Genomic DNA, 15,828 nt, shown 5'->3' with positions numbered 1-15,828 from the left:
AGTTCTACTTCCGCACGACCGACGTGACCGGCATCGTGTCGCTGCCGGAAGGCACCGAGATGGTGATGCCGGGCGACAACATCACGGTCGATGTCGAGCTGATCGTGCCGATCGCCATGGAAGAGAAGCTGCGCTTCGCTATCCGTGAAGGCGGCCGCACCGTCGGTGCCGGCATCGTCGTCACCATCAAGGAATAATCGAGCCCGGCACGCGCCGGTCTGGTTCGAAACTGAAAGGGCGGTCCTTGGGGCCGCCCTTTCTTTTTGCCCCTGGAGATCGGTGCCCCGCGATGTCGTGCAGACCCTGTTGCAAGCCTTTGGACCTCGTCTAGTATGGATTGCATCAAGGGGCTTTTTCCAGATGGTTCCAGGGCGCCTTTTCCATCGTCGGGCATTGTGGTCGCTGCGGCTGATCTGCCTGCTGGCGTTGCTTGTCACGGGACGTGCCTTTGCGACGGATACGGCCCCGGATCTCGGTCCGACGATGCAGTTTGGCATTGTCCGCAGCAATGCACCGGGGTGCGAGCCGATCTGCCCGGAATGGATCTCCGCCGAAGGCTCGATAGAAGCCGGAACGCCGGCTCTCTTCAAACGCATGCTGAAGACGCTTGGCGGGCGAAAGCTGCCGATCGTCGTCAATTCTCCCGGCGGCAATGTCGAGGCGGCACTGACGCTTGGCCGGCTGATCCGCAAGAACAAGCTCGATATCGCCATTGGCAAGACGGTGTTCTCCGGTTGCCAGCCCGACGCGAGGGGTTGCCAGGGCCGTGACAAGAATGGCGCCCGCTACGTAGGCGATGTCATCGACTATGGCGCCATGTGCAATTCCGCCTGTCCGTTGATGTTTGCCGGCGGCGTCCAGCGTGTCGCAGGCGAATGGGCCTATCTCGGCGTCCATCAGATCACCACGACCTACATCCGCACGAAATTGCAATACCGGACCACCTACCGCATCGTGGGAGGCAAGAAGAAGGTCCTCAACACAAAGATCGTCAGCCGCAAGAACGCCGGCAGCTACAAAACATACGAGATGAGCAAGTCGGTGGAGAAAAGGCTGGCGGCCTATCTCAACCAGATGGGCATCGAACAGGGCGTGCTCGAAACGATGAAGAGCACGCCGGCCAGCGAAATCCACCAGATCGCCCTCGACGACATGCTGACGATGAAGTTGGTCACCAGCGCGGATGCTGTGGACATGCTGACCACCGCAAGCCTGTGCAGGCCGGACCGGCTGGCCGCGAATTGCCGGGAAATACCGGGGAACAAGCCGGATGGTCTGATGGCCGCGGCCAAGCCTGCTCCGCAGCCGGCCGAGCCCGGGGGTGTGCAGCGCGATAAGGACATGCGCTTTGTCGTGGTTCGCGGCAGCAACCCGCTCTGCAATCCGGAATGCCCGGAATGGATCTCGGCGGAAGGCGCGATCACACCTCAGACCCCGCAGAAGCTGCGCCAGGTGCTCGCCACGCTTGGCAACCGGCGGCTGCCTGTCGTTATAAGTTCGCAAGGAGGCGACCTGTTCAGCGCTCTGGCCGCGGGACGGCTTGTCCGCGAAAAGAAGCTCGACGTCGCCGTTGGCCGCACTGATTTCGTCGGCTGTGACCCGGGAGAGTGGAATTGCCTGGCCAAGGAGGGCGCTTATGCCGGCTTGAGCATCGATGCGGGAGTGGAGTGCGATTCGGCCTGTGCGCTCATGCTTGCCGGCGGCGTGAGACGGCTTGTTGGCCCCCGTGCGCGGCTTAGCCTGTACCCGATGGGGCAAAAGCAGGCGGTCAAGGCCTATCTCGAGGAGATGGCGATCGATCCCGCTCTGTTCGCAGCGATCGGGCGGCGCTCGGTCGAGCGCCAGCTGGAAGCCGACATGATGCAGAAAATCGGGCTGACGACGAGCCCGCAATCAGTCGACGCGCTGACCGGCGCCACCATCTGCGACGCGGTGCCGAAACCGCTGAATTGCCGGATCCGGTCTTCCGCCAATGCCGAGGCTGACGCGCCCGCCAAATTGTAAAGCGCGGCGAAGTCGGAAACTGGCCATCGAGGCAGGTTGAGCCACTCGCGATTTTTCCGCTATCGTCGCTGCTGGCGGCACCGGGGCTGGAGGGATCGAGAATGAGCCAGGATATCCCGACACTCTACGAATGGGCCGGCGGCAGCGAGGCCTTGAACCGGCTGACCCAGACTTTCTATGACAAGGTGGCGCGGGACCCGATCGTCGGGCCGGTGTTCAAAACCATGTCACCGGATCATCCCGCTCATGTCGCGGCCTTCATCGGTGAGGTATTCGGCGGACCGAAAACCTACAGCGAACAGTTTGGCGGCCACCGCGAGATGGTCATGCACCATCTGGGCAAGCATCTGACCGAAGAGCAGCGCCGCCGCTGGATCAGCCTCCTGGCCGATGCCGCCGACGCGGTCGGCCTGCCCGACGATCCGGAATTCCGTTCGGCCTTCATGGGCTATGTCGAATAGGGATCGCGGCTGGCCAAGATGAACTCCAATCTCGGCGAGACCTCCGATCCCGAGACGGAGCCGATGCCGGCGTGGGGATGGGGCGTGCCGGGCGGCCCGTATCGGCCACCGGATACGAAGTAGCTTCCAGAGGCCATGGGAGGTGTCAGGCGGATGCGGGAGAATACGAAGATCGTGCGCTGGCGCGAGTGGGACGGCCCCGGCCTCGAACATTTGGTGCTGCAGGAACGGGCAGGGGAGGTTTTGGCAGACGCCGTCGTCATTTGCTCCGGCGCAACGCCGTTTGCCGTCCGCTACCGCATTGCCTGCGATGCCGGCTGGCGCGCCAGGCGTGTCGTGGTCGACATGATCGGCAGCGGCAAAACGCTTGTTCTTGCCGCCGATGGCGAGGGTCGCTGGACCAGGGACGGTCTGGCGGTGCCCGAACTCGACGGCATTCTCGATCCCGATCTGACCGTCACGCCATTCACCAACACGCTGCCGATCCGGAGATTGCGGCTTTCCGTCGGGCAGAGTGCCGAGATCACCACGGCCTTCATCGATTTCCCGGCACTCACCGTCGTCGCCAACCCGCAGCGCTACACATGCCTCGAAGAGGGCAGGCGATATCTCTATGAATCGCGCGCCAGCGACTTCAGGCGGGAGCTCGAGATCGACCGCGAGGAGTTGGTCGTCGACTATCCAGATTTCTGGCGTAGGGGTTAAGGCGCGTTTGCTTGCAAACCACTCTTTACAGAGCGAGCGGAAGCTTTTAGGAAGCGCCTGCTGCGCCGACATGCGCACGTACGGGCATAGCTCAGTTGGTAGAGCGGCGGTCTCCAAAACCGCAGGTCGTAGGTTCGAGCCCTGCTGCCCGTGCCATTTCCCTAGGGAAATCAAGCACTTAAAAATCGCCTTGCTTGGCGAGGACGCCGAAACTAGCCTTACACATCTCTTTCACAAACTTGCACACGCGCAGGGAGTGTCTGGCGATGGCGGAAAAGCACACGATTCTGGAAGGCAAGGTTCACGTCTATCGGCGCAACGACAGCCCGATTTGGCACTGTTCGACGTTCCTGAAAGGCAAAAACTGGCGGGTCAGCACCAAGGAAGAGAGCCTTTCTCGGGCCAAAGACTGGGCAGAAGACTGGTATTTCGGGCTGAAGGACAAGGGCCGTCGCGGCGAGCTGGTGGGCGAGAAAACCTTCAAGGACGCCGCGGACCAGTTCATCGGCGAATACGAGGTCCTCACGGACGGCGAGCGCAACGCCCGCTGGGTCCAGGACCATTATCGGCGCGTGCGCACCTATCTGGTGCCTTTTTTCGGCAAGATGGGTCTTTCGACCATCACGGCCGGGACCGTGCAGGAATACCGCATTTCGCGGATGACGCCTGAGGAGGGCAAGAAGCTCCCCTCACGCAGTACCCTGCACCACGAGACTGTGACGTTGCGGCTGGTCCTGAAAACCGCCCTGCGCCACCGCTGGGTGGCCCACCTGCCCGACATCTCGCAGCCTTACAAGAAGTCCGCGAAGGTGGTGCATCGCGCTTGGTTTACCCCACAGGAATACAAACAGCTGTACCAGGCGACACGTGCCCACGCCCATGATGCACGTGCAGTTAGCCTCAAAGCGCAGAAGGGTGAGCAGGCGCACCGTGTCTGGCTGGCCGAGCAGCTTCACGACAAGATCCTCTTCCTGACAAATACCGGTTTGCGGCCGGACGAGGCCAACTGGCTGGAGTACCGGGACGTGGAGGTTGTTAAGGACGGCCCGACGGGTCAGAAAATCCTGGAGATCCAGGTGCGGGGCAAGCGCGGGGTCGGGTACTGCAAAAGTACGTCGGGCGCCGTATTCCCGTTCGAGCGGATGGTGGCCCGGAACAAGCCCAAACCCACTGACCGGATCTTTCCGGTCGACCACAAGAAGCAGTTCAACGCCATCCTCGACAAGATCGGCCTCAAGCTGGACCGGGAGGGCAATAGGCGGACGTTGTATTCGCTCCGCCACAGCTACATCAGCTTCAGGCTGCTGGAGGGTGCCGACATCTACCAGATCGCCAAGAACTGCCGGACGAGCGTCGAGATGATTGAGAAGCACTATGCCGTGCATCTGAAGAATCGTCTCGATGCCGCCGCCATCAACGTCCGTAAGCCTAAGCCGGTGAAACGGCCCAAGCCCGCAGAAACGACGCTTGACCTGTTCGAAAACTGACTGCCAGGGAGGCTTGCACCATGGGAATTTTGTTGCGATGCGTACAGCGCACCTACGCATCGCCCCAACGTGTACGCATTACAACGTGGGCGGCGATGCTTGCTCGGTTTTCTAACCGGTTGCGGGGCGCAAACCGGAGAAAACCGGCAGCTGCGCCAAGGGGGAAACCCCCTTTGGAAACCCCGTCCGAGCCGTGGAGAGGCCCGTGGCCATCTACCATCTGAACGTCAAGAACATCAGCCGGAGCGAGGGCCGTTCCATTGTGGCTGCTGCGGCGTATCGGGCCGGGGAAGTCCTTCCCAATGAGGCTGAGGAACGCCTGTCGGATTTCGGGGGACGCCGTGATGTCGTGGCGAGCGAAATCCGCTTGCCCGCCGGCGCGCCGGAGTGGATGGGCAACCGTGCCAGCCTGTGGAACGCGTTGGAGGCCGCCGAGAAGCGCAAGGACGCCCGGCTGGCCAAAGAGGTGGAATTCGCACTTCCCCTGGAACTGCCACGCTCCGCGTGGCTAGCCGTGGCGCGGATCATGGCCGACGCTTACACGGCGCAGGGGTTCGTGGTGGATATCGCGATCCATGACGACGGTGCCCGCCGCAATCCGCATGTTCATTTGCTCATGACCACCCGGTTGGTGGGGCCGGATGGCTTCGGCTTGAAGATCCGCAGCGCTGACGGCAAGCAGTTCGTGACCGAAGCGCGTAAGCTGTGGGAGCGGATTGCCAACGCTGCCTTAGGCGAGGCAGGCCTCGCCGTGACGATTGACAGCCGGAGTTATGCGAAGCGTAGGCTGGAGCATACGCCGGGCCGGCACCGCGGCCCAAATCCTGAGGAACGGCGGGCAAACAGGATTCACGCGCAACGGGAGAGGGAACAGATGGCACCGAGAGAACCTGACGAAGACCTGCCGGTGCCTGACCCGGATGGGTCGCCGATCCATCCGCAGGAGTTGGCCGCTGCCGAGGACCGCATGCTGGACGATTTGCATCGCCCCGCCTTGGCTGAGGTTGGGCATAACCAGGGTAGCCTGGAGGCCGCCCAAGCGGTTGTGGACCGCCAGAACGCACGTGAAATGAGCGAGGACGATGCTGCCGCCTATCGGCTCGCCCCTGAGAACCATCTTGACTGGCTGGAGGACAAGACCCAGCCGGAAGACGTCCCGACGCTGGAGCGGTGGGAAAACCACCTTGATTGGCTGGATACAGGCCCCCAGGAGCCCTCGGAGGGCCGGGAGGAGCCCCGGACACCCGAGCCGGACCGCGAGCGCAGGTAGCACTTGCAGGATCCGGGAAGCCGCCCCATCATGATTTCATGACCAAGGTCCATACAGGCTCTGTTTTCGGAATCCGTGAGCTCACGGAAGAGCAACGCGCGAAGACGCGCAATGAACTGGAATGGCTGGAAACGGACCTGATCCGACGGCGCAAGCGCCTCGCCTACTGGACCATGCGCAAGACGCAGGCGGAAACGACGACCCACATCCCCGAGCACCTACATCAGGGTATCTTTCATTTTCATGCCCGTGCGCAGGACCTGGTGAATTCCGGTGAGAGACTTCGGGCTTATCTGATGGTCGAGCTGCAGGACCAGCCGGAGCATTTGGCCGCCTATCACTACCAGCACTAAAGTGCTTCTGGAGAGCGCACAATGGGCAAAAAAGACGACCTGGAGCGAATGCATGAACACGCGGAGTCGCTTGAAAAATCGATCGCCGGGCTCGACCATGACATTGAGCGCGTGACCCATGACCTAGCCGCCGGGGGTGATGCCGGCCAGTTGATTTCGTTTCTGCACGACCGCCACAACCTGCAACTCGGGCTCACGCTTGAGCTCGGCAAGGTAGAGGCGCGGATCGAGGATCTGGAAAACCTGATCCGCGAGGAACAGGAGCAGCCCCAGGAGCAACTTCTGACCGACCAGTTGCAGCAGGAAAGTCCCGTTGCTCCGGAGGACCACCTGGACTGGTTCAAACAGTCGTTGGCCGAAAACCCGCCGCAACTCGACGAACTTGAAAGGGCCGAGCAGAGCATGCTCCAGGAGATGGAGCACGAGCCTGCACCTGAGGACCATTTGGATTGGTTGTCAGGCCGCCGGTAGCGCCTGCAATCCCCGGTGGATGCCCCCTACCGCACGCAAACCTGTCGCGTGACCTCGCAGGGGTGGCCATTGCGCTGGAAGCATTCTGAGAGCGCCATTTCTTTGGCATCGTCGATGGTTGGTTCCAGCTGCAACTCATAACGGGACCGCTTCGTCGCGGGGATAACCCGTGCCACGGCTGCGCAGGTATTCCGGAAGGTCTGCTTCACCGCGCATCGGCTTCCGCCGCTGAATTGCCCACACTCGGCAAGGGCCGCGTCAGCCGCCTCCTGCTCGCTCGCGAAGCTGCGATCCGTCAGAATGACTATACCGTTGCCGGCTACGGCGAACGCTCCGTATCCTCCCTGCCGTCCTGGTGGTGTTGCGCGTACAACCGGCAACTCGGTTTGCGCAGGGTCTTCGGACGGCCTTGTCGTCAGGCTGGCAATCTGGTTCCGGAGGTCCTCGATTTGCTTATCGAGGCCGACGCGGGCCGTGTCCCGGGTCGCAATCTGTCCTTTCAGCTCCAGATTCATGTCTCGTAAAACATCGTTCCGATGGGTCATCTCGTCCCGGTCAGCCGTCATGTTGGCCAGTTGATCCGACACGGTTTCGAGTTGGCGTTGCGCGTCGGGCTGGCTGGCCACGGCGAGACGCGCCGAGCGCTCGACATTGGCGGCGTCAAGTTTCTGTTGCAGATCCTTTGCTTCCGCACGGGCCTTGTCGCGATCTGTGATCGCTGCCGCGAGGGTGGCGCTGTCGACGGACGGTGCTACCACCCGTGTCCTCGCCGTCTCAGGATCAGCGGCTAGGGCCGCTTCGGCGACCTTGACCGCCCGCTCGCGGGCGTCCAGCAGCCGCACGCGCTCTGCATAGCCGGCGTCGCCGAACCACGCGTCGTTCGTGGCAATCACCCAATCCCACGATGACGATAAAGCGTGACCTGCTGACACCCTGGTGTCATCGAACCGGCGATCAAGAGCGTAGAAGTTGACGATAGCGGGTGCCACCACGGCTAAGGCGACGCATGCGGTGCCCACAATCAGCAGCCGCCGCGTACTAACCTTGGCGCGCAAAGCCGCGGCGCGGTGTTGGGTCCACCGGGTAAGACCGGACGTGATGGCGCCCAGCTTCGCCCACACGGGAGCCGGCGCAACGCCGCTGGCGCCGACAGGTCCTAGGCCCTGCGCCCCCTCGGGACCCGCAACCGTGGCTAGGTCCCCAGTCGGTTTGGCGGCTGCCTGCTGCGCAATCGCGCGGGCATTCAGCGCCTTCAGGCGCGCTTGGAGGGTCGGGTGCGTCGAAAAGAGGTTGCCGAAACCTGTCCCCCGGAACATCAGGTAGCCATAGTGGTGCTCCTGGGCGGTCGGCTCATCTCCCATGCCATGGAGACGCGTGAGCGCGCGGGCCATCGCATCGACCGAGGTCACGTGCGCACCGACCGCATCGGCATGGAACTCGCGATTACGCGAAATGCCCTTGGTCACGAGTTCGGAGCCGATAAAGACCGTTTTCCGGACAACAACACCGGTGCCCCAGGCGAGATGCGCGTTCAGGCGCCCGTTGGCTCGCTTCCTCGAGGCAGACGCCGCGAAAAACATCCCGAACACCGTCAGGATGTTCACCACGCCGACCAGCATGCGTTGAAAGCCTTCGGCGAACTGCATCCGCGCGATGTCTTTGTGCAGGATGTGGCCAAGCTCATGCCCGATGATGGCGTCCAGCTCGTCCTTCTCCAGGGCGAAGAGTGGCTTTCCGATCACCACCATGGACGATTTCTGCCTTGCGCCCATGGCAAACGCGTTCACGACGTTGGTGATGCCGACCGCTGGCTTGGGCAGGTTGAGCTTTTGGGCAAGGCCGTGCACACGTTCTGCTAGCCAATGGCCATCCTCAACAGACGTCACCCCGAAACTGCTGCGAACGTCACCAGAGGCCCGTGCGATGTATCGGCCGCCAAACAGCAGGCCAAGCAACGAAAGACCCACCCCGACTTGAATCGGTCTGTCGGCGTAGGGGCTCCACATGAAATAATCGAAGGGCCCCCACTGCCTGAACCAAACTATCACTGCGAGCCAGCTCAGCACGCAGCAACTCAGGACAAGGATTCCGGAAAGTTGCAGCGCCGTTGGCAACCAGGAACGGTTGCGCGGTGTCAGGTGCTGACTGCCTCCGGCGGTGCGGGCTGAAAATCCCAGAAAGGCGGCGAGGTCCGGTGCGAAGCGCACCAGCAGCAACCGGCCCAGTCGGAGACCGGCGCGGAGCTGAAAGAAGATCAGCGCAAGCTCGGCTGCCCAGACTGTCCAGGAATATGTCCACCGCGGCCACGGAACCAAGGCCCACGCCAAGGAAAGTGCGTCGTGATGCCATACGTTGATCGCGATCCAACCGACGCGCAGGGCGGTCACGGCAAGGACGGCCTTGATCAGGGGACCTAACCGCGTTTCGGTGCCAAATATGGAAGTGGCGAGCGTCATGGCTTGGCGCCCGCCATCGTGCCGATACGCTTCAGGCACGTTTCGCTCTCGGTGTAGGAAACGAGCCTGGTCTTGAACGGCCGCGCGCCGCGCGCGTAGTTGATGCTCCAGCGCCAGCCATTGCGCTGCCAGCCGGACAGCAGCTCCATGATCTCGTCCGGCGTCATCAGCGGCCGGCCAAGGAACTGGACGCTTTCGTTGCCGGACGTCCCGGTGTTCACCGAAGCGTCCCCGTACCAGCGCCCGAGGTGGGAAGAGCCGTTGTGGCCGCTGGAGCGGCTCAGATGGGCGAGCGTTTCGTGGCCGAGGTACTTGCCGATGAGTTCGCCGGTTATGGGATCGTCGATGCCGAAGAACTGTTTGACGGAGCAGGTTAGGAACGGTTGCCAGCTGTTGCCCGGATACTGCTCCTGCAAGGACATGACATCCTGGAGGAAGAACCACAGACGGACACCGGCGCTGGCATGCGTGCGGATCGCCGCCCGGAATTCCGGAAAGGGACCGAGGTTCAGAAACTCATCGAGGATGAAGAGGACCGGGATATCCGGCTGGCGGCGATTTCGCTCCATGGCATCCAGAGCCCCTTTGAGAAGCACACGCAGCCATGGCGAATAGGGCTCCATCTTGCCGAAAGGTATATCGATATAGACCGTGATCGGACGGTCCTTCAGGTCCTCAAACGAAAAGTCCGTACCGCTCAGGCTGCGCTGGATATCACTGTCGCGCCAGAGGGCGAGCTTGCTTTCCAGCGTCGCTTCCAGGGTCTGGAGGCCCCGGTCACGCGTCTTCCCCAGGATCGCCTCACCTGCCTTTGCCGAAAGCGGGAATTCCTTGAGTTTCTTGGCGACATTCAGCAAATCCTGCCCCTTCTGGGAGGCCAGCTGGCAGACGGTCGCAAGGGTCCGGCGATGGGGCGGCGCGTTGTGTTTGACATACATGATCGCCGCAGTGAGGAAGCCCGATGCGTCGTCGCTGAAGAACTCCGGGGATTTGGGATCGCGGGGAAACATTTGTTCCGCAAGCGACCTGGCGTCCGACTCCGTACGTACCTCCGCCAACGGATTATAGCGGTGCCGTTCCCAGCCCGAGCCGTGGTCGAAGGGTGCAATCCGGTAAACCTCGTGGCCGATCGATTTGCGCCACTGCGACGTCTTCTCGAAATGCTCGCCCTTCGGATCGAGCACCACGCAGCTGCCCCGGTAGCGCAGCAGGTTCGGCACGATCGACGTCACCGCCTTACCGGAGCGCGTGGGTGCAATGGTCAGCAGGTGGCCATCGTCGTCCCAATGGACGAACTGCGGTTCGGGATTGCTTTCGTCATCCGGATATCCGCCGAGCAGGATGGAGGAAGGGTTATCGAACTCGGAGCGCCCGGCCAGATACAGCTTGCCGTTTGGGATCGAGCGCAGCTCTTCGGGCTTCGCCCAACGCGCCGACCCGTATAACGGCGGCGGATCTTGCAGCTGCCGTTCGCGCTCCTCACGTACCTCGAGTTCGCGTCTGGCGCGCTCGATGATCGGACCGGGATCCCGGCCGGAGCGGATGGCAGCTTCCACAGCATCCCCGACCTCCGGGCCGTAGAGGTCATCGACCTGCTTCCGCGCCCTCTTGCCCCGAAGATAGCGCACGACCTTCAGGCTTTGCTGGCTCCACTTGAAGCCATCCGCAATGTCCTTGGACAAATCGCCCAAGGGATCAAATTTGAAGTCGCCCATAGCTCAACCCCAGCCCCGTTGGGACAGTAACAATGAAGGCGGCGAATGCAATAGTCAGCCAGCGCCGGGAATTCTTGAACATGACAGGTAGGTGGGGCGGGAGGTCAGTATAGCGTCAATCCCATTACTGGCTGCCCGACAGCAGAACTGCTGTTCCCGGAGGCCTCCGGAAGCGGAGGCAGAAAGACCAAAAGAGGGGATGGACATCCCCATGCCTCATGCCGGGGCGAACGCCCAAGTTTTCCACCCTTCGATGTCTCACCAGGAAATCTCAAGTTCCGGATATTCTGCCAGGATCGACGGACGATATGCATCCTGTTCGAGACGCGTCGGACGCCAGACGTATTCGAACTGCTCGGAGTCGAGCCATTTCTCAAGCGCCTTGGCGGCCTCCGTGTCGGAAAGATCGAACGGAAACTCCTGCACCACCCTATAGCGGCGGTGGCCTTGGAAAGCGGCCTCATCGATGGCGGCTGCGACCGTGGCAGGCTTGAAGAGCCTGTCAGCGTATTTCGTCCTCATATTGGCGGCCATGAGGAAATTGCCTTCTGCGCGTTTCATCAGAAAGCACTCCCGAGGTAGGTATCGGTGATCTTCAGGCGGCCGTGGCCGAGTTCAGCCGAAATCCGGTGGCGCGCCGCGCGGTCGGTGGCACGTTCATTGCCGCTCATGTCGGCCCAGCGCTTGCCGCCTGCCAACGGGCAGGACTGGCCTGTCAGCGTGGCATAGCGTTGCTGGGCATAGGCATGGCGGAATCCGTGGGTATTGCGGAGCCCCGCCTTGAGCGTCTGGTACTCGAACCGCTTGAGCTGTTCGACATAGCTCATCTGCGCGGGGATTAGGGAACCACCACCGGGGACAAGGCGCATGACATGCTCAAGGACCTGCCGCTGTTCCAGCGTGGTCACCGGGACGGTCCGTGCCCGGCCACCTTTTGTCCAACTCGCCTGCAAGGCGATATGGTCGGCGCGGATGGCCGTCTGCGGTTGAAGCTTCATGGCTTCCTCGCGTCGCAGACCAAAGGCCACCTGGAGAAGGACGGAGGCCTTGATATGGGGGCACTCGATGGTGCCGAGCTTGGTGTGGTCGAGAGTCTGGGCGCGGTTGCGCGTGACTTCACCGCGTTCGGAAACGCCATAGGTGGCGTTGTCGCGGTTGACGACATTGAGTTTATTGACCTTCTCCGCCCACCAGCGCAGCCAGGTGAGGCGGTTGCGGATACTCGCATCCGAGGTATCGGAATCGTGCCATCGTTCGACGAGGGCCTCGACATGCTTGGGCTTGAGGGAGGTCGCGGACGGCAGCTTGTAGCCGAGGTCCACGAGGTCATTGGCCATTGCGGCCAGGCCGCGCCGGCGATTGTTCTGGGTGCCGTAAGAGCCATCCCGGTTGCGGTGGCACAGCCGCACCAGGTCCATGGTCAGATCGTCCATCTTGCTCGCTTCCTTTTTGAGGTGAGTGTTGATGGCCGATGCACGTCCGTAGAGCGTGGCACCCCGCGAAGATCATTCACGGTATGGCCGGAATGCGTAGTCTTCCTTACGGTATAAGCCTCCCTAGTCAGCCGGGTGGCTGGCCGAATTGGTTTGCCCTGTTGGGCGTCCGGTTGCCGAGAGGTCGAAACCGGAGGTGTGGCCGCGTCGGCGGCGCACGTATGCGATAAGCAGGCATTCTGCTCTCCTTTGGTTGGGGAAATGGTCGGGTGAGATGGGTCAGGCGTTTTTTGGCCTGCCGGGATAGTGGCCGCTGTCGCCTGCTGATGCCAGCGTATCGCACCGGAAATGATGTTTGCGTACGCAGCGAAGCGCAGCGTCATTTGCAGGTCATGCGGCGGCGTTTGCGCAAACCCGGCATCCACCGTGAATTTGGGGGCGGTCTGTCACTCCCCAATGCATTGGCGAGTGACAGACCGCCGGCCGCCCGCATCGTCGGACATCCTATGTCCGACCATGCTCGTCACAGCCCTCCGCGTTCCTGGCCAACGGCATTGGCCCGGCACCCGGATCGCGTTCGGCGCGGCAAGCGGTGGCCCTGTGCCAGGGCCGAACCCTTTGTTGGTGGCCGCGCCTACCTACGCAGTCGTGGATGCGTTGGAGCCGGTGGCATCCCGGCCGGGACGCCCCCGCCGTCAGCGCAGTGTGTCGTGATGTCGAATTGTCTCGGCGCGTAGGCGTTGCGACTGGCCCTGGCCTTTTCCGTCGATGGTCTGCCCGGAGTTGATGACTGTTCTTTTAGCCGGCGCGGCCGTCTTGTCCCGTTCCTGCCCGCTCCTTCGCTGCGCTCCCGTGTTGGGGACAAGCCAGCCCTGGGCGCCGGCTCCTTTGGAACCGTCCTCCGGGACAGAAACCATCAACCGAAGGAAAACGCCATGACCCTCAAACGCAACACCAACACGAAGCCTGAACCAAAGTCACCGATCTACCACGCCTACACTGTGCGTGACGGCAAGGACGGCCAGAAGGGCTTTTGGACGCGCATCGGCTCCTTCTTCGCCCACGATGACGGCGAAGGCGGAACGCTCCTCCTCGACGCCCTGCCGCTCGACGGACGCATCGTCCTCCGCGCTCCCAAAGACGAAGAATAGGAGGCGGACATGCAGCTCTTGACCCAAGACTTGCGGAACAAGCTGCTGGCGAACGGTCGCCAGCAGCTTCCCCTCCGCGGCACCGACGGCGAAATTGACTTTGTCCCCGTTGTCAAACTGTTCACGCCGGACGCCGGTGCGACCTGGCTCCTGACCGAGATCGATCCGGAAGACCCGGATATCGCCTTCGGGCTTTGTGACCTCGGGCTTGGCTGTCCGGAGATCGGCAGCGTGAGCCTCACGGAACTCGCTTCGTTGCGCGGGCGCCTTGGCCTGCCGGTCGAGCGTGACCGGCATTTCCGGGGGACCAAACCGTTGTCAGCTTATGCCAGTGATGCTCTGCGCGTAGGTCGTATCTGCGGCTGAGTTCGACGCTGGGTCACGCCACGCCTTCGAAGGCTGCTGTGACCCAGCCCTTTGAAGGGCAGAGAAACCCGTGCTGCCCGTGACGCCTTTGGACAGTGACGAAGAATCTTTGTCTTGGGGCCACTTGTAACCTATCCAGCCGATATCCAACTCGATGGGGTAGACAATAGGGAGAGTCGGCCATGGACACGCTTGCCGGGAATCGCATCAAACTGAAAACCATCAGCAGAACTTGCAGCGGTGGAAAGTGCCCAACGTTGTACGTATCTGAAGAAGGCCATTACTACATTCAAGGCTATAGCACTGACGCGTTTGAACAAGCGGCTTTAGCGCTGCCGGACGGTGAGCAATTGGTTCGCATCAGCCAAGACCTTATCGATGATATCAAAAACCTTAAATGATCCGGGCGGGGGCTAATGCTTCCGCCTCTTTCATGATAGTGTTATCCAATGATGTCTTATGAACAGTATTTGCAGACTAGGGACGTAAGCCTTGAAGATTTCGGGGCGTACTTTGAGAATTTCAAACAGTCGGCTTTCCGGCTGGAAATGCTACCAGAATATGATGTAGAAGAAGAAGTTGAAGCTCTGGCCGCTTTCCATGCAGGTCGTCCGACGCCCGACGGATTCAACTCCGAATGGCACGCGATCGTAACATCCGCAGCAGAACGTGGTGCCAAACTCAGCCGTATTCGATGCTACAAAGAAGTTAGTGATTACCTTAAGTTCGAAATCGAACGCGGGTATCCAGGCAATATCAAATTAGGGGAAACTATACGGTATGTGCCAACTGCAGAGGCCCGATCTGTTTCTGAAACTTTGGGGCTGACCTTCCTTCTTGATTTTTGGATGTTTGATGGGAGCGTTGTCTTCCTGATGCATTACGACTGTTTTGGTCGTTTTTTGGGAGTAAGGCAGACCGATGAATCCCTCGTTCCGGCTTTTATAACTCTGTCGGAACGGCTGGTTGCCGCATCCTCAGAGGAACTCCCCGGCTAGCATCAAGGCGGTGCGCCATTGAACGACCTTATCGCCAAACTCAGCGTGCTCGATGCAACAAGCTGGTCAGCCTTGGCAGCAGTTATTACGGCAGGGATGACCGTTATTTACACGTTCGGAACGCTGCTCCTTTGGATATCAACCCGGAGCACCGTAAAGATTCTAAAAACTCAGTTGGAGAATCAATCCAGGCAAATCAAAAGCGCTGCAAATTCGCAAATTATAAGCTCCCATCGGGAGCTTTTTCTTACCATACTGCAAGACGAAGATTTATCCCGAGCGCTCTTTGGGGCGAAAAGAGGTGCCGACGCTGACTCGATCCGGCGGCGATGGCTCGGCACCATCCTGATCAATCACTGTTATCTCATATTTGCCGAGCACGAAACCGGGGTTATTGCCGGTGAGTTTTATGAATTTGTGGAGGATGCAAAGGACCTATTCTCTTTCGGAGTCGTAAGGTCCCGTTGGGAAGAGGTGCGTGATTTTCATCCCGCAGACTTTGCACGTTTCATCGATATCTGGGTTTTGGATTTGGACTTGCGCGGTAAGGGTGCTCGTGGTCACAAAGGACCAAACTAGCCTGGCGCGCATTTCGATGCTTCCGCATTGTACGCCCTTCCCGAACAACCGAGTCGACCATGAAAACTGGTTATTGCCAGTTACTCGATGATCAGCAAGGATTTCATCTGACCAGCAACAAGATGGGCATCGTTATGAATCTCCCGCTCGTGAACACCTTCCTACCAACCTACGAAGCGTGGGAGACTAGGCCTGCTACAAAGGAGGAAATGCTTGCAAATGGGCGCCCTGACGAAATCAAGGTCGCTATGATTGCTAGCGTCTCCAGCGCGACCGAGGCGGCGACTCACATTGGTGAATACTCCACCGCCTAAAGGCGGTGGCTTCAAGTTACGGCTTAAAGCCGGATCGGTCCGCCGTCCGGCGGACAGGGCGCGAA

17 protein-coding genes, 1 tRNA gene and 1 pseudogene are annotated in these 15,828 nt (G+C 60.9%); 15 read left to right on the top strand and 4 right to left on the bottom strand.

Annotation, left to right across the window (positions count from 1 at the left end; genetic code table 11):
* From NKJ06_RS29855 to NKJ06_RS29815, 9 genes and pseudogenes are all read left to right on the top strand, one after another.
* A partial coding sequence (locus NKJ06_RS29855) for an EF-Tu C-terminal domain-related protein (protein ID WP_483237938.1) occupies window positions 1–197 on the top strand: 197 nt, incomplete at its 5' end.
* A 163-nt stretch (window positions 198–360) separates the two neighbouring features.
* The gene (locus NKJ06_RS29850) at window positions 361–2,004 is read left to right on the top strand and encodes a COG3904 family protein (protein WP_352811653.1); all 1,644 of its coding nucleotides are present in this window, start codon (window positions 361–363) and stop codon (window positions 2,002–2,004) included.
* A 101-nt stretch (window positions 2,005–2,105) separates the two neighbouring features.
* Window positions 2,106–2,588, top strand: a pseudogene (locus tag NKJ06_RS29845) (group II truncated hemoglobin).
* 30 nt (window positions 2,589–2,618) lie between these two features.
* Entirely contained in the window at window positions 2,619–3,170 is a 552-nt protein-coding gene (locus tag NKJ06_RS29840) for a putative glycolipid-binding domain-containing protein (protein ID WP_352811651.1), read from the top strand.
* A gap of 80 nt (window positions 3,171–3,250) precedes the next feature.
* Window positions 3,251–3,326: transfer RNA gene (locus NKJ06_RS29835), tRNA-Trp, on the top strand.
* Window positions 3,327–3,436: 110 nt separating this feature from the next.
* Window positions 3,437–4,657: a site-specific integrase gene (locus NKJ06_RS29830; protein ID WP_352811649.1), complete on the top strand. Its 1,221-nt coding sequence runs from the start codon at window positions 3,437–3,439 to the stop codon at window positions 4,655–4,657.
* Window positions 4,658–4,862: 205 nt separating this feature from the next.
* Complete coding sequence (gene mobQ / locus NKJ06_RS29825; RefSeq protein ID WP_352811646.1) at window positions 4,863–5,927, top strand: MobQ family relaxase; 1,065 nt, start codon at window positions 4,863–4,865, stop codon at window positions 5,925–5,927.
* Window positions 5,928–5,965: 38 nt separating this feature from the next.
* Window positions 5,966–6,280, top strand: coding sequence for a hypothetical protein (locus tag NKJ06_RS29820; protein ID WP_352811644.1), 315 nt, complete (start codon window positions 5,966–5,968; stop codon window positions 6,278–6,280).
* 21 nt (window positions 6,281–6,301) lie between these two features.
* Window positions 6,302–6,751, top strand: a complete 450-nt coding sequence (locus NKJ06_RS29815; protein WP_352811643.1) for a hypothetical protein — start codon at window positions 6,302–6,304, stop codon at window positions 6,749–6,751.
* A gap of 26 nt (window positions 6,752–6,777) precedes the next feature.
* On the opposite strand, the gene NKJ06_RS29810 is transcribed toward NKJ06_RS29815, so the two are convergent.
* The 4 genes from NKJ06_RS29810 to NKJ06_RS29795 form a co-directional block, all read right to left on the bottom strand.
* Window positions 6,778–9,207, bottom strand: coding sequence for a M48 family metalloprotease (locus tag NKJ06_RS29810; RefSeq protein ID WP_352811641.1), 2,430 nt, complete (start codon window positions 9,205–9,207; stop codon window positions 6,778–6,780).
* Complete coding sequence (locus NKJ06_RS29805; protein ID WP_352811640.1) at window positions 9,204–10,922, bottom strand: type IV secretory system conjugative DNA transfer family protein; 1,719 nt, start codon at window positions 10,920–10,922, stop codon at window positions 9,204–9,206. The genes NKJ06_RS29810 and NKJ06_RS29805 overlap by 4 nt, the downstream gene beginning before the upstream one ends.
* 258 nt (window positions 10,923–11,180) lie before the next feature.
* Window positions 11,181–11,483 carry a hypothetical protein gene (locus NKJ06_RS29800; RefSeq protein ID WP_352811639.1) on the bottom strand — a complete coding sequence of 101 codons (303 nt, stop codon included), beginning with the start codon at window positions 11,481–11,483 and terminating at the stop codon, window positions 11,181–11,183.
* Complete coding sequence (locus NKJ06_RS29795; RefSeq protein WP_352811638.1) at window positions 11,483–12,355, bottom strand: phage integrase N-terminal domain-containing protein; 873 nt, start codon at window positions 12,353–12,355, stop codon at window positions 11,483–11,485. The genes NKJ06_RS29800 and NKJ06_RS29795 overlap by 1 nt, the downstream gene beginning before the upstream one ends.
* 935 nt (window positions 12,356–13,290) lie before the next feature.
* Between NKJ06_RS29795 and NKJ06_RS29790 the strand changes: the two genes are divergently transcribed.
* The 6 genes from NKJ06_RS29790 (at window position 13,291) to NKJ06_RS29765 (ending at window position 15,763) form a co-directional block, all read left to right on the top strand.
* Window positions 13,291–13,506, top strand: a complete 216-nt coding sequence (locus NKJ06_RS29790; RefSeq protein WP_352811637.1) for a hypothetical protein — start codon at window positions 13,291–13,293, stop codon at window positions 13,504–13,506.
* Window positions 13,507–13,515: 9 nt separating this feature from the next.
* Window positions 13,516–13,872 carry a DUF2958 domain-containing protein gene (locus NKJ06_RS29785; protein WP_352811635.1) on the top strand — a complete coding sequence of 119 codons (357 nt, stop codon included), beginning with the start codon at window positions 13,516–13,518 and terminating at the stop codon, window positions 13,870–13,872.
* A 182-nt stretch (window positions 13,873–14,054) separates the two neighbouring features.
* Window positions 14,055–14,273: a hypothetical protein gene (locus tag NKJ06_RS29780; protein ID WP_352811633.1), complete on the top strand. Its 219-nt coding sequence runs from the start codon at window positions 14,055–14,057 to the stop codon at window positions 14,271–14,273.
* Window positions 14,274–14,321: 48 nt separating this feature from the next.
* A complete protein-coding gene (locus NKJ06_RS29775) occupies window positions 14,322–14,870 on the top strand; it encodes a DUF6879 family protein (RefSeq protein WP_352811632.1) in 549 nt (182 codons plus the stop codon).
* An 18-nt stretch (window positions 14,871–14,888) separates the two neighbouring features.
* Entirely contained in the window at window positions 14,889–15,449 is a 561-nt protein-coding gene (locus NKJ06_RS29770; protein WP_352811630.1) for a hypothetical protein, read from the top strand.
* A 59-nt stretch (window positions 15,450–15,508) separates the two neighbouring features.
* Complete coding sequence (locus NKJ06_RS29765; protein ID WP_352811628.1) at window positions 15,509–15,763, top strand: hypothetical protein; 255 nt, start codon at window positions 15,509–15,511, stop codon at window positions 15,761–15,763.
* Window positions 15,764–15,828: the final 65 nt, after the last annotated feature.

This window comes from Mesorhizobium sp. M0293, from assembly GCF_040321735.1.
Lineage (GTDB): Bacteria > Pseudomonadota > Alphaproteobacteria > Rhizobiales > Rhizobiaceae > Mesorhizobium.
Note: the sequence above shows the minus strand (reverse complement) of the source record. Positions and strands in the feature narration are given on the sequence as shown.

Excerpts from the sequence above, each read along its gene's own strand:
- NKJ06_RS29810 (WP_352811641.1), bottom strand. The coding sequence starts at position 9,207 with ATGACGCTCGCCACTTCCATATTTGGCACCGAAACGCGGTTAGGTCCC.
- NKJ06_RS29795 (WP_352811638.1), bottom strand. The coding sequence starts at position 12,355 with ATGGACGATCTGACCATGGACCTGGTGCGGCTGTGCCACCGCAACCGG.
- NKJ06_RS29815 (WP_352811643.1), top strand. The coding sequence starts at position 6,302 with ATGGGCAAAAAAGACGACCTGGAGCGAATGCATGAACACGCGGAGTCG.
- NKJ06_RS29775 (WP_352811632.1), top strand. The coding sequence starts at position 14,322 with ATGATGTCTTATGAACAGTATTTGCAGACTAGGGACGTAAGCCTTGAA.
- NKJ06_RS29765 (WP_352811628.1), top strand. The coding sequence starts at position 15,509 with ATGAAAACTGGTTATTGCCAGTTACTCGATGATCAGCAAGGATTTCAT.
- NKJ06_RS29830 (WP_352811649.1), top strand. The coding sequence starts at position 3,437 with ATGGCGGAAAAGCACACGATTCTGGAAGGCAAGGTTCACGTCTATCGG.
- NKJ06_RS29840 (WP_352811651.1), top strand. The coding sequence starts at position 2,619 with ATGCGGGAGAATACGAAGATCGTGCGCTGGCGCGAGTGGGACGGCCCC.
- NKJ06_RS29850 (WP_352811653.1), top strand. The coding sequence starts at position 361 with ATGGTTCCAGGGCGCCTTTTCCATCGTCGGGCATTGTGGTCGCTGCGG.
- NKJ06_RS29800 (WP_352811639.1), bottom strand. The coding sequence starts at position 11,483 with ATGAAACGCGCAGAAGGCAATTTCCTCATGGCCGCCAATATGAGGACG.
- NKJ06_RS29820 (WP_352811644.1), top strand. The coding sequence starts at position 5,966 with ATGACCAAGGTCCATACAGGCTCTGTTTTCGGAATCCGTGAGCTCACG.
- NKJ06_RS29780 (WP_352811633.1), top strand. The coding sequence starts at position 14,055 with ATGGACACGCTTGCCGGGAATCGCATCAAACTGAAAACCATCAGCAGA.
- NKJ06_RS29790 (WP_352811637.1), top strand. The coding sequence starts at position 13,291 with ATGACCCTCAAACGCAACACCAACACGAAGCCTGAACCAAAGTCACCG.
- NKJ06_RS29805 (WP_352811640.1), bottom strand. The coding sequence starts at position 10,922 with ATGGGCGACTTCAAATTTGATCCCTTGGGCGATTTGTCCAAGGACATT.
- NKJ06_RS29785 (WP_352811635.1), top strand. The coding sequence starts at position 13,516 with ATGCAGCTCTTGACCCAAGACTTGCGGAACAAGCTGCTGGCGAACGGT.